Here is a 14,982-nt window from a genome sequence, read left to right on the forward strand (position 1 = left end):
GCGTCATCGATTCAATCGAGAAAGTTGAGCGAGACCCCGTCGAGCCTTAGCAACTCGCGGTCTTCCTCATAGGAGGCGCCGATCACAACCAGGATCACCGTGAGGCTGGTGGCGCCGGCCGCGATCAGCCGCCGTGCCGCGCGGGTCACATCGATGCGGTGGTTGCGCGGCGTGTTCATGCTGCGCTCGCGAAGATCGAACTTGCGGTTCTCCGCTGGCGGAATTTCGCAATGTCCTGGCCCGCCGAAACACTCACCATGGCCGAAGACTGCGGCGTAGCCGGCATAGCCCGACACATCGAGCGGTGTACTGGCGTCGGCATCCGGCGTGTTGAGAAACACGCGGATGAAGCATGAGCGCGGCAGTTGTGGCACGCGGTGCAGCCGCACTTCGGCCGAGCGGAAAGTCTTCGTTGCATCGGGTACGGCAATCGGCGCCGAGACGAAGCGTCCAACAGGATTGGTCAATCCTACCGGCATGAGGCATCCGCCGCGAACATACTCATAGCCGAAGCGATTCATGTCGAGCGTATCGCGCACGGCGTAGCTCCACGGCGTGAGAGCAGAATCGAGATCGGCCGGCAGGCCATCCGGGTGATCCTGCTGCCAGCGCCACCAGAGCCGGTCGATATTCGCGTGCACGGGCCAGAAGATCGGGTCGTAGGACGCGGTCAGGTTCGAGAACATGTCGCCGAACTGGGGCTCCGAATAGAGATCGTCGCGCTGGTGGAACTTGCGGCCGGCAACGCGCACCGCGCTGTTGCGGTCGGCGGGAGCATCGGTCGTGAACGCCGGGTTCATGCCTCCGGTCCAGATATGCATCGTGTTGTGCGGGTTCTGGTCCAGGAATCCGAAGCTGTCGACATAGAGGCTGCCGCCGCCGAAATCGCGGAATGTGCGCAGGCTGAGAATCTCGTCGATGTCTTCCTGTGCCGGATAGTGGTAGTGGATGACCGTGTTGATCGTGCCTTTACCGAATTGGCCGGAATAGCGCAGCGGATACCAGAGCGAATTGGCTTCGAGCAGCGCGTCAATCAGCCTTTTGCGGTTCTCTCCCTCCACATAGTCCTTACCGCAAGCTGCGCTGACCGCATCATAGACTTGCGTCGGATTGGCCCACAGTTGGCCCACCAGCGTGTTGACCTTGGCCGGGAAGCCATGATCGCGCAGGAAACGAACCGAGGCATCCGTCAGGAACCCCTTGAATGCATCGGGAAGGATCGCGCCATCGGCCGGGTTCTCCGGCTTGTAGCGCGGGGCCGGAAAATCCCACCACGGCATAGTCACATCCGGGCAAAAGTCCTGCAGGGCCTGCTCGAACTCATAAAGATACACGCGATGCCATGGCAGGAAGCGCTCCCAGCCATGCTGACAGTGGTTCTGGTGGATCAGGGCCAGATTGTTGTAGCTGCGCTTGTCACCGATCCATTTGTTGAGCTTGTAGAGTTCGCGAAATGAGTAGCGCAGCCGCTCTTTCTGCGGCTCGTCCAGCACATCGACATCCATTCGCTGCCGCAACTCGCCTTTGGCGTAACGCCACGCCGCCGGATCGGATGCCGGATCGAAGACAGGACCGGCAAGTCCCTTTACCTGGATGCGAGCCTCGGTCGCCACGCTCACTTCACCGGCGAGCGCAACCGACCCGATCAGCCCCTCGGGACAACCTTCCTCGATCCACGTCTCGATCCGGTCGATGTCCTCATCGGCGACCGGCGAGCCACCCCAGGGCAGTCGAGGAAACTGCTTCCCGTCAAATGGTGGCAGTCCGCGCAGCCCGCGGATTAGCGCCGATCGCGCACCACGACCCTTGGCATCGCTTTTACTGCAGCAGGTGGTGGTGAGCGGTGCGACCAGCGGCATCCCATACAACTGGAGCGCCAGGAATCCCGGTAGCGTCAGCCCTGTCAGGCTGCCCGGTCCCTTGGTACCACCCGCCGCCACGAGAATCGCTTCAACATCGCTCCATGTAAATGGCGCAGGCAAATCTGGCTGCTGCGCTTCACTTGTGGCCACTGTGACCACCCATCCGCATCTTCCCTTCCGTCTGCACCGCGTCACTCTGCGCAGCGGTGTTCACCTGATCAGGAAGCACCACGGAAACGTTCTGCATCATGCCCTGGTCCTCATGATCGAGGATGTGGCAATGCAGTACGTATTCGCCGATGTAGCGCTGGTAGCGGGTGCGGACCTTGATCGTGTAAATGCCGCCGGGAGCCGACGCTGGAGGGATCAGGCTTTTGATCCACAGCGTATCCTTCCAGACGCCCCTGAGCCCCGGATATTGCGGATCGGGGGGCGTGCCGCCAGCATCGTCTATCGCACCCGGTGCGCTGACATCCTTGCCGTTGGGATCGAGGATCGAGACGATCTGGAACGGATTGACGTGAATATGGAACGGATGGCTGACGAAATGCGACTGCAGCGTCCATTCCTGCGCTTTGCCGAGCGGCAATGAGCGGTCGATGCGGGTTGGATCATAAGGCTTCACATCGGCCGTGTTGAGCGTGTTGCCAACTTCGAACTTTACGTCCGGTCCCGTCGTGTCGATGAAAAAGGTCAGCTCTTGTGTACCGCTACCCTTCACCTCCTCGTCGGTGATGTCTGGGTGCGGCGTGAAGCTGGTGAACTTTGTTCCTTTTTTGAGATCCGCAATCACCGTCGGCTTGATGTCGTCCGGCATGTTGGCGTTGGCCAAAGCCAGCAGCTTGCCGTTGATGTGGGATTCAATGTCCTTGACCGGCGTTCCCGCGGCGACGTCAACCACCGCCAGCAATCGCGGTCCGACATCGAGCCCGTTGACCGCACCCGATTTCGGTGCGGAGGAGTCGATCACGCAGTACCTTCCGGCTTCGGGAAACGCGACAAGCGCGTCAAATCGGTAACCAGGCTGGAAGGTCGCGAGCTCGGTCATTTGCCCCGCGCTCATCGTCAGGCCGTCCGCCGCGACCAGCATATAGGGGATCGGCGTGGTGCTGCATGTATCCTTGATGAAATCGGCAGTGGCGTCCGCCTTCAACAATGTTTTCGTTCCCGGCTTCAGCTTGCCGTCACGTACCTTGAAGAATTGCAGACTGATGGTATCGCGCACGCCGGCATGGATCATGCGCCAGCGCTCGATCTGGCCCTGCTTCGCCTTCAGTGGATTGTCGGGATCGAAGACAAGTCCGTTGAGCGAGGTATAGCGACCGGACGCGGGCCAAGTCCCCGGACCGAACTGATCATAACCCTCGATGCCGCCGACATCGCCCGGATCGCAGATATAGCGGCCATCGGCATCCTTCTTGATCGGGCCGAGTTCGCCCGGCTTGGCTGCAGGCCCGCGGCAGGCATACTGAATCTGCTGCATCACCAGCACCCGCTCCGGGATCGCCGAAGTCGGAATCAGTGTATCGAGATCGCCATGCGCGGTTGAGGTCGGTTTACGGTCGCCGCGAATGATGAGAGCGCCAGCCATACCGCTTGAGACTTGTAGCGCAGTCGAGCCATGGCGGTGGGTGTGGTACCAGAAGGTGCCGGACGGATGATCCGACGGGATATTGTATTCGTAGGTGAACTGCGTCTGCGGGTTGATTGACAGCAGGACGTTATCGCTGTTGCCGGTTGGGCTGACCCACAGCCCATGACTATGAAGATTGGTGCCGTTGAAGCAGTGGGGGATGTCGGGCATCTGCGCGCCCGGCATGCAGCCGGGATCGCCAGGTTGCGGCCCCGCCGGCAACGTGTTGTCGAGGTTGATGCGTACTGTATCGCCGGGAACGGCCTCGATGGTTGGCGACACATAAGGCGCCTTGGGATCGACGCCCTTGCCGGTATAGCCGCGCAAATGGACTTTGTCGTATCCGCCCTTGGACGGATTGTAGATCTGGTTATCGATATATTCGATCTTGAGATTGAGCTGGCGATCGCCGCGCACGGGCTCCGTGCTGCCGGGCAGCGGCGCGGCCGGTGCCATCTTCTTGAAAGTTGGCTTGGCAATCGGCGCCCGCTCGTCCTGCAGCACAGGAGGATTGACGATTTGGGCGGCTGCGGGAAACGCCGCGACGAGCCCCAGGCCACTGACGAAAACACCCGCGAAAAATCTGGCGTGCGCCGCCGATCCGCCACGCAACATGGGACCTCCCTCAACTGCCTTTAGGTTGAATTTTATATTTATTACCACCTAAAGTATAGTGCGCTAAATCTGGAACCCTGTCCAGATTGAAACGCACTAACGTCGGCGATAGCCGCAACTACTTGTTCAGTGCCGACCGGCTGAACCAGCTGAGCCACAACGATGGGAGGTTCGCGGCTTCTGTACAGGCCCGATGTCGGATTGCAGTTCCAGGAGGTCTTGCTGGACGGCGCGTGCCGCGATGCGCTCGATCGTCCGATAGCTTGAAACCAGAGAAACACCGAATGGCGTCAGTACTGATCCGTCGCCTTTGTTACCACCGATGTGTCGATCCACGGCCTTGCGGCCGCATATGTGATTGATCTCGTCTACCAGATCCCAGGCTTGTTTGTACGACATATCCATTGCGCGCCTGGCCGCCGAGATCGAGCCGCAGGCTTCGATGGCCTCAAGCAGTTCAATTTTGCCGGGGCCGATGCGAACATCCATCGCAAGATCGATGCGAAGAGACAGGGAACGCGGGGACGTCGCGTGCTTATGCATATCACGGTCCGCTTCAATCGATTTTATGAGCCGAGACGTCGGCTCACAGCCGTTGCTGCCGACGTTGCCGAGGCAAGCCGAACATCGTGTCCTGCTGAATTCAGACGACAGTCTGGTCGGCCCGCTTCCGCGGTTTTGTTCCGTTGAAGTTACCATGCGGCTCGGAGGTTTCGAGCGTGCCGGCCTGGGCCGAAGCGATCAGTTCCTTGGTGCGACGAATTTCCGCGGCGGCGCGATCGAAATAGCTGTCGAGCGGGTCGTAAAGCAGAACGCCCTTCTTCAGCGTGATTCTGCGTGATGGCCGATTTTCTCCGGACCGCTATGGATAGCCATCTGCGGATCTTTTAGCTGAACGGTAAATCGAATCGGAGAATTGACCGCCCCCGGGCAAAACGCGCCGGCGGTGGAGAGGGAGACCAAATCTATAGGTATCGCCCTCATTCACATACGTTCGCTGACGTTCAAGAAACACCCGCATTACAGGCGCAAACTGTGCGTCGGAGTTCTCGCGCATTCGTTCTAATCAATCTGGACGGCTTTGCCCTCCTCCTTCCACAGGCGCTTGCTGGCATTTCACCGGGCAACGTGTGGATCAACAGGCTCCGGAAATCCTGATGACCGCGGCCAGGCACGATACGCAACTGGTGCATCGAACACGGCATTGGTCGCCGGGTTGGTGGTCGTCAATGGTTTGTCAGCAAGGTTGCGCTCTTTCGCCGAGGGCACTCAAAGAATTGATGATATTTGTCCATTTTATCATCAGTTTGTATAAGCCATTAACTCACCAACATAGTTCCTCCGAACCTTGCTACCTAGGCTCAGGACTCATTGATCAGAGCCAAAAGATGACGGCTGCAGCGATGCAGATGGCAGACATGAAGGTATGTGAGCATCGATCGTAGCGGGTGTGGATGGCGGCGCCAGTCCTTGAGCCTGCCGAACGCATTTTCGATCTTGTGTCGTTGGCGATAGAGCATGCGGTCATGTTCGATCGGCTTTGCGCGGCTGGCCTTCGATGGGATGCAGGCCGTGATGCCGCGGGCCGCGAGCGGCTGGCGGAACCAGTTGGCGTCGTAGCCCTTGTCGCCAAGCAACTGCTTCCCGGGCGGCAGCGCATCGATCATCAAGGCCGCCCCCTTATAATCGCTCATCTGGCCTTCGCTGAGCAGCATGATGACAGGGCGTCCCTGACCGTCGCAGACGGCGTGCAGCTTGGAGTTCAAGCCGCCCTTCGTGCGCCCGATACATCGGGGAACAGGTCCTTTTTTAAAAGACTGGCGGCGGTGCGATGCGCCTTCAGATGCGTCGCAGACCGTTTCTGATGACGAAGACGATGCCGCTGATCACCCGTCGATCGTCAACCCTCGCAATCCCGTGCGACAGCGGAAAATACGGCTCAATCCGGCGCATCTGCGCCTCCGACAGCAACAACAAATCGGCCATGGCGATGTCCCCCAAACATCGCCATTGAATCAACCCGCCAGTCCTCTCGCAACAGATTTAATGGGTCCTGAGCCTAGCTATTGCGGCTGATTACAAAAATGCACGTAGGTGAAGTTTTATGATTGGCTGGGCCCCGCCGCTCCTTAAGCGGGTGTCACCGATCCGGTGCAGCTCATGGAGGTTAAAGTGAGTGACCAAAAATCCGATGCTTTGCCAAGGCTTGCTCCCGGTACTGTGACGCACCTTGTCACCCACTTCGCGGAAGTTTATGGGGCCGAAATACGCCGATATCAGACATGTGCTGGCACCGCCATGAGCTTCGGCAATCGCACCAGATTGTAAGCGGCGGCTGCGAAGGTGAAGGCCCATCCGACGCGGTCGCGGCCACGGAAGCGGGTCTTGTCCTGGCGGGCAACCATCTTGATCCAGCCGAACGCTTCCTCAATGCGCTTGCGGAGACGCTGGCTGATGGCATAGCCGCGGTGTGCCGCGTCGTGCGCCCGTCGATCGCCGAGCTTCGGCTGCTTGTGTTCTGCGCCACGTGCGGCGTCACCTTCATCGCGCGCAACTCGTTGACGAAGTCCTCCGTGTCATAGGCCTTATCAGCGCCAAGTGTGATGGCCAGGGGCCGGTCGGCGCGAGGTTCGATCATGTGCAACGCCGCCACCCGCTCGGCATGTCCGCCGGCCAGCGTCAGGCAGGCGTCGACCAACAGGCCATGGCGGTTCTCCATCAGCCCATGACCCATGAAGCATAGCTTCGCCTCCTTGCCCTTGCCCTTCTTGTAGAGCCTTGCGTCCGGATCGGTGGTCGAAGCATGCGTGTCGTTAGTCCGCTTCTCGCCGTGGAAGTCGGCTTCGGCATTGCGCCCGACGCCGCCGGCCGGCGGCTCGCCAGAGCCGTCCTTCGGTTTGACGCTCTTCGTCGAAGCCCAGGCCTCGATCAGCGTGCCGTCGACCGAGAAGTGATCGCTCGACAGCAGCTTCTCCACCTTGGGCTGGGCCAGCACCGCACTCAGGAACTTGGCCGCGATGTCGCCCTCAAGCAGCCGGTCGCGGTTCTTCGAGAACACCGAATGGTCCCAGGCTGGATCGTCGACGCCGATGCCCACGAACCAGCGGAACAGAAGGTCGTATTCCAGCCGCTCCATAGGCAACCGCTCCGAGCGGATCGAGTAGAACGCCTGCAACAGCATCGCCCTGAGCAACTTCTCGGGTGGGATCGACGGCCGCCCGAGTGGCGAATACAGCGCCGCGAACTCCCGCTCCAAAGCGACAAGCGCTTCATTCACAATTACCCGGATGGCGCGAAGCGGGTGATCGCGCCGAACCCGCGCCTCCAGATCAACGTAGCTGAACAACTCGCCAGTCAGATTGTCACCACCGCGCACCCATCAGATCCAAATCGCTTCAAAGCCAATGAATCATGCTCACAGCTCGGCCGCGACTGGCCTTTTTCAACAGCCTGCTAGGCACAACTATTTGAAGCGCATTATCGCTATATCTCGACCTGCGCAACAGCTGGAGCAGCACGTAACGCAAGCGCTCCATCGTACAGGCTTTGGAAAAATACCAACCCTGAAGGCCGTCGGCGCCGAGTTGCTGAAGAAGCGTCGCCTGCTCTTCAGTCTCGATTCCCTCAGCCGTTACGGATTTACCGAGAGCATGGGCGATATCAATAATACCTTTGACAAGGACCAAGTCTTCTCCACTCGCTGGTAGGCTGGAAATGAACCCTCGGTCTATTTTGACACGGTCGATCGGTATGCGCCGGAGATGGGTAAGGGACGCAAAGCCTGTTCCGAAGTCATCGAGCGCGAGTTCGACGCCGGCATCGTGCAGACGTAATAGGCGGTCTTGAAAGCTCTGGAAATTGGTCCCCAGAAATACCTGTTCAACGACCTCGACGCAAAACCGGTCGGGTGAGATGCCGGTCTGGGCCGAAAGTTCGAAAAATCGATCTACAAACCGGTCGGATCGAAAATCCGCATTCGCCACGTTAATGGCAAGGCGATCCACAGGAAAACTCTCAACGGCGAGAAACGATCAAACGACAGACAATCCAACTTCGGCGCTTGCAGGACCGCAAAATCGCCGCATAACATCAACCAGAGGCCGACACTCCGCTAGAGCGATACGCCTTCTGTGCCAAATCTGCTGACGACGGATATCCCTCATGTCTCGTTTCGGGGTTTCTTCCGATAGACGTTTGTGGGACGCCGCTATTAGCCTCAGTGGGCCGGCAAGTCCGGATGCCATGCTGTAATTTCGGAAACGACTTGATGGTAACGGTGAAGTGCAGGATTGAGTGCGTGATGACTGTTTCGCGCTGTCTTGCCCGCGCCCTCTCAGCGGACCTACCTGATGGTAACAAGCATGACATCTGAATAAAAGTCCATATTCACCAGCCGTTCTCATTCATGAAACGCGGGAGATATCGATGTCCGATCTGGTCGTGATTGTCTATCCGTCCGAAGCAAAGGCAGAAGAGGTTCGGCAGCGCCTATTATCTCTTCAAAAGGAATACCTGATCACGATCAACGATGCCGTGATCGCAGTGAAGGGGGCCGATGGCAATGTTAAGCTCAACCAGCTTGTTAATACGACCGCAGTAGGGGCCGCTTCGGGCAGTTTCTGGGGACTTTTGGTCGGTCTTGTCTTCTTGAATCCGTTGATCGGCGTGGCTGTCGGAGCAGCATCGGGGGCGCTCGGAGGAGCGCTATCGGACTTCGGCATCAACGACTCCTTCATGAAGCAGCTTTCGGGAAAGATCGATGCCGGGAGCGCAGCTCTGTTTTTGCTCATCAAGAATATGACAGCGGACAAGGTGCTGCGAGAAATCAAGGACTCCGGCGGAACGGTCCTGCAAACGTCGCTCGACGATAACAAGGAGCAGAAGTTACGCGACATCCTCGCAAAGGCCGCGGCTTCTGCGCCGCCAACACCCTCAGCCGGGTTCGGCTAACGATGGGAAAGCTGGAGCGACGTTGTCATTATTCGAGAGAAAGATCGTCGTCGTTGGACGGCTGGTGCGAGGCGTGCCTCTTATGCGCAAGTGGTCAGACGCTTGCGCATAACGAGCTGACAGTCCTGAGTTATTAGGTGTTTCTGCTCTCATGTTGAGCGTCGTGCTTCGGAATCAGTCTGCGGCCGTGTATGTTGAACTGCTGGCCTAATCCGGAGGGCCCCAAACGGACGACGCCGATCGCAGCGTCGCACTTCCTGACCGTTGAAATATTGTTGTGAAACTGCGCGTGATCAAAGTTCCCACCCGTGGGGGAGTGCCCATGTCGGATTCAGCTAAAGATAGAGATATTCTTGATCGGCGCGACTTCATGACCGGCTCCATCGCTGCTGCTGGGGCGGCGGCCATCGTCATCGGGGAAGCCGCCACCGCGACCGCGCAGCAGACCTCTGGAAAAGAGGAGGCGAGGGGCGGGACCATCTATACAGGTGAAACGGTTCAGGAAAGAAAGGTTGTCAGCCGGCTTGATGTTGCGGATCTCGAGCCCGGAAAAAAACACCAGCTCTATTTTCAAGGTGTGCAGGCGCCGGGCGGCCAGTACTGGTACGTGTCGGTCGTCGTCGCCAAGGGCGCTCGACCCGGCAAGCGTTTCACGTTGACTAGCGGTGTTCATGGCGATGAAATGAGCTCGATCCGCACGGTGCAAGCCGTGATGGAGCAGCTCGATCCGAAACAGATGTCCGGAACGGTCATGGCAGTGCTGGACATCGCGCGACCGGCCTTGGAGAGCATGCAACGCCGGTGGCCCAATTCTGGGCGCGGCATCGGCCTCATCGACATGAATCGCGAGTGGCCGGGAAACGAGAACGGGGCGAGCGCCACGAGTCGTCACGCCGGCCTTCTGTTCAACCGGCTTCTGAAACCGAATTCCGACCTTGCGATCGACTTCCATACCGGAGCTACGGGTCTGGAAATCGCTGCGTTCATTATCGGCGATCGCAGCATCCCCGACGTGAAGACCATGACGGACCTCTATCCCGTCGGGCAAATGTGGGACGATGCGGCCTATCCCGGTGTTCTGCATAATGCGTTCGTCGACGCCGGCATCCCGTGCTTCACACCTGAAGTTGGTGCCGCGCGGATTCTCAATGGCGACATGATCGCCCTGTTTGTCGAAGGCACCACGAACGTTCTGAAACATTACGGTGTGATCGGTGGCGCGATTGGGCGAACCGCGGCGGATGCCGGCATGAAGATCGGTAATGGGGCAGCTCCGATCATAGCAATCCACGGCGGTCTCGTCGAATATCTGGCGAAGCTCGACGAGGAGGTTAAAGCCGGCCAGAAGATTGCCGTGCAACGAAACATGTTCGGCGAGACCGTTGCAGAATACGTTGCTGCGCAGAACGGGATAATGGCGGCCTATCGCACCGACTCGATGTCGGAGCCAGGGAACATATTGGCGTTCATTATGGTCCGCGAGCCGGATAATCCTGCTCGGCATGGTGTGCATGCCGATACTGAACACTCTTATCCAGAATAATGGATCGTCAAGATATGGAAACAAGGGTGCCGAGGTTACCACGGCGACGGCGGATGACTCTCGCTAATGACGATTTCGCCTCCACTAAATGAGGGGCAGTCGATGAACGACACCGTGCCAAATCCGAGTCGATTTGAAACCGGTCACAGCGTCCAGCTTCTCCTTGCGGTCTTTCTGATAACCGCTGCGCTTTACCTTGCGCGACCATTGTTTGAGCCCATAGCCTTCGCACTCTTCGGTATGGCGCTCGTTTGGCCGATTCAAAGGGCACTTGAGGCAAGGCTTTCGAAGTTTGCCGCGTTGTCTCTCACTATTCTTCTGACGCTTGTCATCATGCTCGTGTTCACGATGGCTATCGTCTGGAGCATTGATGACGTGGTCCACTGGACAATCGCCAACATCGCGAGCATTCAAGCCCTTTACGAGCGATGGACCTTGTGGTTGGCCGATTACGGAATTTTCATCACGGAAGGGGTCGGTCAGTACGATGCCAGTGCGTTCGTCGGCATCCTTCGGACGATTGCATCTGGAGCGAATTACTTTTCCGGGTTCAGCATTGCTGTATTTCTCCTGCTGACGTTTGGTCTGACGGAACTGGACGATTTCAGAACGCGACTGGACTCGCTGGCACCCAAGATCGGGCAGGATATTTGTCGAACGACTGCAGAGATCGCCGGGAAAATTCGCAAATACATGATGATACGAACCACGGCCAGCATAGTAACGGGCTTGGCGGTCTTCGCTTTCACGTTCTCGATCAGCCTCGACCTGGCAACCGCCTGGGGGATCATCTCGTTCGTATTGAACTATATTCCATATGTCGGCACGCTGGTTGCGATTGTTCTCCCGGTGCTTTTCGCCAGCGTGCAGTTCGAATCCTGGCAGATGGCGCTATTTGTATTCTGTAGCCTGTACCTGATCCAATTTCTGATCGGAAGCTATCTAGAGCCGATCATCGCCGGCAGAACTCTCGCGATATCGCCGTTCGTGATGCTGGTTGCATTCTTTTTCTGGGCATTTCTCTGGGGAATACCAGGTGCGTTCATAGGCATTCCCGTAACAATCGCGCTCCTGACGATTTGCGAACAACATGCCTCACTGAACTGGCTGGCGAAATTGCTTTCATCGGGTTGAGGCGGTCACGCCGGCAAACGACAGCTAACATCGCGTGGGGCAGCGGCTGAACGCTTCCTTCTCTCGGTTGGTAATGGCTCCATCGCGCTCCGCTGCGGACGCTGAGAGGCGTCTGACCAGGACTTCTGCTGATTTTATTCCACGCTTCCTAGGGAAAATCCCTGATGGGCAAGACGGGTGTCCGCATCTAGGGTTCTGGGTCACTCGAGGTGGAGGCGATCATGAGAATTCGAACTGTCTGGGGTGGCTTGATTTTTAGCGGATTGATCGCCGCAGTTCCTGTGAGCCCGTCTTTGGCGCAGTCGAACGGCCATGGCGTATCCCCAACAAAGAAATCCGCCATGCATACTTCCGAGAACGTGGCCCGTCATACACACCATTCGAGCAAGCACCGCTATTGGCGGCATCGCGGCGGCAAACACCCACACTTTGGCAGCCGTCGTATTCGCCGTTAAAGTCGGCTCCGATTTCAGATGTGTCGCCGCTCGGCAGGCTGACCGATTGATGAACGACATGAAAACAGGCAGAATGTTCCCATCGGCGATAATCCCCAGCAAGCCGCGCGAATCGTCAATGAGGCACCGATGGATGAAATTGAAGCTACACGAGACGATCGAACGAACCCTTCGGTGGCGCGGTCACCGGTGACCCGCTTCGTTAGGGAGCAGTTTCCTTTTATCGTTGCGCTGGTGTTGTCTATCGCCGGGGTCGCGTATACGAACGCGTCGCGCCAACCCCTCGTCGGTTATTGGGAGTTTCTGGCGCTCGCGATCGGCGTCACCGGCGTGATCAGCAAGTGGTCACAGGTGCACAGCAAAGAGGCACGATGGCAACTCGTCTGGACCCAAGCGCTACACTGGATCGCTGTCTTAGTTGCGATGAACATCATATTGCTGTCGGGCGTTAGTCAATTTCTGGCGACACCAGCAATCAGTCTTGTTCTCCTTACGCTGCTTGCGTTGGGGACATTCCTCGCGGGCGTGAGCCTTCTGTCGCTGCAGACCGCTTTTCTCGGTCTTGCGATGGGCGCAGCGGTTCCAATGATATCCTGGCTGAAACAATCTATTCTCCTATTTCTGCTGGCGGCTGTCTTTCTGATCGGCCTCGGCATCACGTTCTGGTTTCGCAATAGCGGTCAAACGAGCGCCGCATCCAGCCGACACAAAAGCCCCGATGAGATTTAGATGATGATGAGTCAGCGTCTCGCGACCATTTGCGTGTCTGCTTTGATTTGCGTCGTTGCTCTTCCCGCCCATGCGGAGAGATTTAGGGTCGGCAGGCTTTTGTGCGCCAGTACACCGCGCGTTGGACAAGTTTTCGGCTCGGCGCAGGACTTGCGTTGCGTATTCCGGGCGGGAAACTCGGGGCGGCAGTACGTTTACGAAGGGAGGATCCGGCGCGTCGGTCTTGACCTCGGAGTGACCAGCGGAGCTGTCCTTTCGTGGGCCGTTCTTGCTAGGAACTCACGCATCGGTCCCGGCACACTGCGCGGCAATTATGTGGGTGTCAGCGGTAATATCGCATTTGGGCCGGGCTTTGGGGCCAACGCACTGATCGGTGGATCCCGCCGCACGATCATCCTCCAACCGCTATCGACCGAAAGATCGGTCGGGCTGAATTTCGCGGCAAGTGTTACCAATCTGACGCTCAGTTCAAGTCGGGCACGTTAGATCGGTGCACAATCCAACGAATGTTCCACCGTGCGAATGATCGCCCCAGGGCATCATATAGGTCTGGTGGCGGATCGATCTCATCGCAGCCGTGTTCGCAACTCCCTTTGCAGCGATCGCAGAGGTTACATAATTACGAGGGGCTTCATGGGAGCTGCAAAAGTAGTGAGTGCGCCCCGCATCATGGTGGTCTGCCCCCTGAAAAGTGGTCCTCCCTGAATTAGGCTATTAGCCGTTAGAGAGGACATTGGAATGCCCCAGAAGAAGCACAAGGCGGAAGAGATCGTCGCGAAGCTGCGCCAGGTCGATGTTTTGCTTTCACAAGGCAGATCGGTTGGCGAAGCGGTTCGTTCGATCGGCGTGACGCAGTTCACGTATTACCGGTGGCGCAAGGAGTTTGGTGGCCTGAAGGGCGATCAGGTAAAGCGCTTGAAAGAGCTTGAGAAAGAGAACGACCGGCTGCGCAAGGCAGTGTCGGACCTGACGCTCGAGAAGCTGATCCTGAAAGAGGCTGCCTCGGGAAACTTCTGAGCCCTTCCCGCCGTCGCCGCTGCGTCGACCATGTCATGGTGAAGTTCTCCGTCTCGGAGCGCTTTGCCTGCAAGGTTCTGGGCCAGCATCGCTCGACCCAGCGCAAGAAGCCGCAAAGCCGACCGGATGAAGAGGCATTGACGACCGACATCATCAGTCTGGCCTTACGCTACGGCCGCTATGGCTATCGCAGGATCACGGCGATGCTGCGGTCCGAGGGTTGGACGGTGAATGCCAAGCGTGTCGAGCGTATCTGGCGGCGGGAGGGGCTGAAGGTTCCTCAGAAACAACCGAAGAGAGGCAGACTCTGGCTGAATGACGGATCGTGCGTCCGGCTTCGGCCCGAGCATCCAAACCATGTTTGGTCCTATGACTTCGTCGAGGGCCGGACCCACAATGGCAGGAAGTTCCGCATGCTCAACATCATCGACGAGTTCACCAGAGAATGTCTGGCGATCCGGATTGATCGCAAGCTCAACTCGACCGACGTCATCGACGTCTTGTCGGACCTGTTCATCCTACGCGGCGTGCCCGGCCACGTTCGTTCTGATAACGGGCCGGAGTTCATCGCCAAGGCAGTGCGAGAGTGGATTGCAGCTGTCGGCGCCAAGACCGCGTTCATCGAGCCCGGAAGCCCTTGGGAGAACGGCTACTGCGAGAGCTTCAACTCGAAGCTTCGCGACGAACTGCTCAACGGTGAGATCTTCTACAGCCTCGCCGAGGCCAAGGTCATCATCGAGGCATGGCGGCGCTACTACAACACCGAGCGACCACACTCATCGCTCGGATATAAACCGCCGGCGCCAGAGGCCATCGCCTGGCCTTCAAAGCCAGCCGGATCGCTTCCGCCAGCAGCGCAAGCAATGGCCGAAAAGCCGATTATGCATTAAGACTGAAACCGGACCACCTCATAGGGGCAGGCCAGTCCGTGCAAGAAAGATCTCATATTGGCTATATGCCATCTGCCCCTGTTCCGAGCATCATACATGCACCCGCCTCATTGCGGGGAACATCAGGTTAACGACCTAGTCGACGACAAGGATT

11 protein-coding genes and 2 pseudogenes are annotated in these 14,982 nt (G+C 58.1%); 6 read left to right on the plus strand and 7 right to left on the minus strand.

Annotation, left to right across the window (positions count from 1 at the left end):
* Positions 1 to 11: 11 nt before the first annotated feature.
* The 6 genes and pseudogenes from ACZ5IL_RS18525 to ACZ5IL_RS18550 form a co-directional block, all read right to left on the minus strand.
* Complete coding sequence (locus ACZ5IL_RS18525) at positions 12 to 2,012, minus strand: tyrosinase family protein (protein WP_464593797.1); 2,001 nt, start codon at positions 2,010 to 2,012, stop codon at positions 12 to 14.
* Complete coding sequence (locus ACZ5IL_RS18530) at positions 1,999 to 4,110, minus strand: multicopper oxidase family protein (RefSeq protein ID WP_464593799.1); 2,112 nt, start codon at positions 4,108 to 4,110, stop codon at positions 1,999 to 2,001. The genes ACZ5IL_RS18525 and ACZ5IL_RS18530 overlap by 14 nt, the downstream gene beginning before the upstream one ends.
* Before the next feature lie 126 nt (positions 4,111 to 4,236).
* Positions 4,237 to 4,599 carry a winged helix-turn-helix domain-containing protein gene (locus tag ACZ5IL_RS18535; RefSeq protein ID WP_464593801.1) on the minus strand — a complete coding sequence of 121 codons (363 nt, stop codon included), beginning with the start codon at positions 4,597 to 4,599 and terminating at the stop codon, positions 4,237 to 4,239.
* A gap of 886 nt (positions 4,600 to 5,485) precedes the next feature.
* A pseudogene (locus ACZ5IL_RS18540) lies at positions 5,486 to 6,096 on the minus strand (IS5 family transposase).
* Between the two features lie 290 nt (positions 6,097 to 6,386).
* Positions 6,387 to 7,486, minus strand: a pseudogene (locus tag ACZ5IL_RS18545) (IS5 family transposase).
* Positions 7,487 to 7,505: 19 nt separating this feature from the next.
* A complete protein-coding gene (locus ACZ5IL_RS18550; protein ID WP_464593803.1) occupies positions 7,506 to 8,114 on the minus strand; it encodes an EAL domain-containing protein in 609 nt (202 codons plus the stop codon).
* Positions 8,115 to 8,535: 421 nt separating this feature from the next.
* Between ACZ5IL_RS18550 and ACZ5IL_RS18555 the strand changes: the two genes are divergently transcribed.
* The 3 genes from ACZ5IL_RS18555 (at position 8,536) to ACZ5IL_RS18565 (ending at position 11,737) form a co-directional block, all read left to right on the plus strand.
* Positions 8,536 to 9,060 (plus strand): DUF1269 domain-containing protein, encoded by a 525-nt coding sequence (locus ACZ5IL_RS18555; RefSeq protein WP_464593805.1) that lies wholly within the window; start codon positions 8,536 to 8,538, stop codon positions 9,058 to 9,060.
* Between the two features lie 322 nt (positions 9,061 to 9,382).
* A complete protein-coding gene (locus tag ACZ5IL_RS18560; protein ID WP_464593807.1) occupies positions 9,383 to 10,603 on the plus strand; it encodes a M14 family metallopeptidase in 1,221 nt (406 codons plus the stop codon).
* 102 nt (positions 10,604 to 10,705) lie between these two features.
* Positions 10,706 to 11,737: an AI-2E family transporter gene (locus ACZ5IL_RS18565; RefSeq protein ID WP_464593808.1), complete on the plus strand. Its 1,032-nt coding sequence runs from the start codon at positions 10,706 to 10,708 to the stop codon at positions 11,735 to 11,737.
* Positions 11,738 to 11,924: 187 nt separating this feature from the next.
* Here the strand turns inward: ACZ5IL_RS18565 and ACZ5IL_RS18570 are convergent, their stop codons facing one another.
* The gene (locus ACZ5IL_RS18570) at positions 11,925 to 12,080 is read right to left on the minus strand and encodes a hypothetical protein (protein WP_464593810.1); all 156 of its coding nucleotides are present in this window, start codon (positions 12,078 to 12,080) and stop codon (positions 11,925 to 11,927) included.
* A gap of 241 nt (positions 12,081 to 12,321) precedes the next feature.
* Between ACZ5IL_RS18570 and ACZ5IL_RS18575 the strand changes: the two genes are divergently transcribed.
* The 3 genes from ACZ5IL_RS18575 to ACZ5IL_RS18585 all read left to right on the plus strand — a co-directional run bounded on the left by ACZ5IL_RS18575 (position 12,322) and on the right by ACZ5IL_RS18585 (position 14,828).
* Positions 12,322 to 12,921, plus strand: a complete 600-nt coding sequence (locus ACZ5IL_RS18575) for a hypothetical protein (protein WP_464593812.1) — start codon at positions 12,322 to 12,324, stop codon at positions 12,919 to 12,921.
* Positions 12,922 to 12,927: 6 nt separating this feature from the next.
* Positions 12,928 to 13,407, plus strand: a complete 480-nt coding sequence (locus ACZ5IL_RS18580) for a DUF992 domain-containing protein (protein ID WP_464596941.1) — start codon at positions 12,928 to 12,930, stop codon at positions 13,405 to 13,407.
* Between the two features lie 252 nt (positions 13,408 to 13,659).
* Positions 13,660 to 14,828, plus strand: a protein-coding gene (locus tag ACZ5IL_RS18585; RefSeq protein WP_464593814.1) for an IS3 family transposase whose coding sequence is annotated in 2 segments (ribosomal slippage) — positions 13,660 to 13,924 and positions 13,924 to 14,828 — 1,170 coding nt in all. Because the reading frame shifts where the segments join, the coding sequence is not laid out codon by codon here.
* The last annotated feature ends 154 nt before the right edge of the window (positions 14,829 to 14,982 follow it).

The sequence above is a fragment of the Nitrobacter sp. CN101 genome (assembly GCF_055390255.1).

What these genes read in the sequence shown, in the direction of transcription:
- ACZ5IL_RS18560 (WP_464593807.1), top strand. Translation starts at nt 9,383, where the DNA reads ATGTCGGATTCAGCTAAAGATAGAGATATTCTTGATCGGCGCGACTTC.
- ACZ5IL_RS18565 (WP_464593808.1), top strand. Translation starts at nt 10,706, where the DNA reads ATGAACGACACCGTGCCAAATCCGAGTCGATTTGAAACCGGTCACAGC.
- ACZ5IL_RS18580 (WP_464596941.1), top strand. Translation starts at nt 12,928, where the DNA reads ATGAGTCAGCGTCTCGCGACCATTTGCGTGTCTGCTTTGATTTGCGTC.
- ACZ5IL_RS18530 (WP_464593799.1), bottom strand. Translation starts at nt 4,110, where the DNA reads ATGTTGCGTGGCGGATCGGCGGCGCACGCCAGATTTTTCGCGGGTGTT.
- ACZ5IL_RS18555 (WP_464593805.1), top strand. Translation starts at nt 8,536, where the DNA reads ATGTCCGATCTGGTCGTGATTGTCTATCCGTCCGAAGCAAAGGCAGAA.
- ACZ5IL_RS18535 (WP_464593801.1), bottom strand. Translation starts at nt 4,599, where the DNA reads ATGGATGTTCGCATCGGCCCCGGCAAAATTGAACTGCTTGAGGCCATC.
- ACZ5IL_RS18575 (WP_464593812.1), top strand. Translation starts at nt 12,322, where the DNA reads ATGGATGAAATTGAAGCTACACGAGACGATCGAACGAACCCTTCGGTG.
- ACZ5IL_RS18570 (WP_464593810.1), bottom strand. Translation starts at nt 12,080, where the DNA reads ATGGCGGATTTCTTTGTTGGGGATACGCCATGGCCGTTCGACTGCGCC.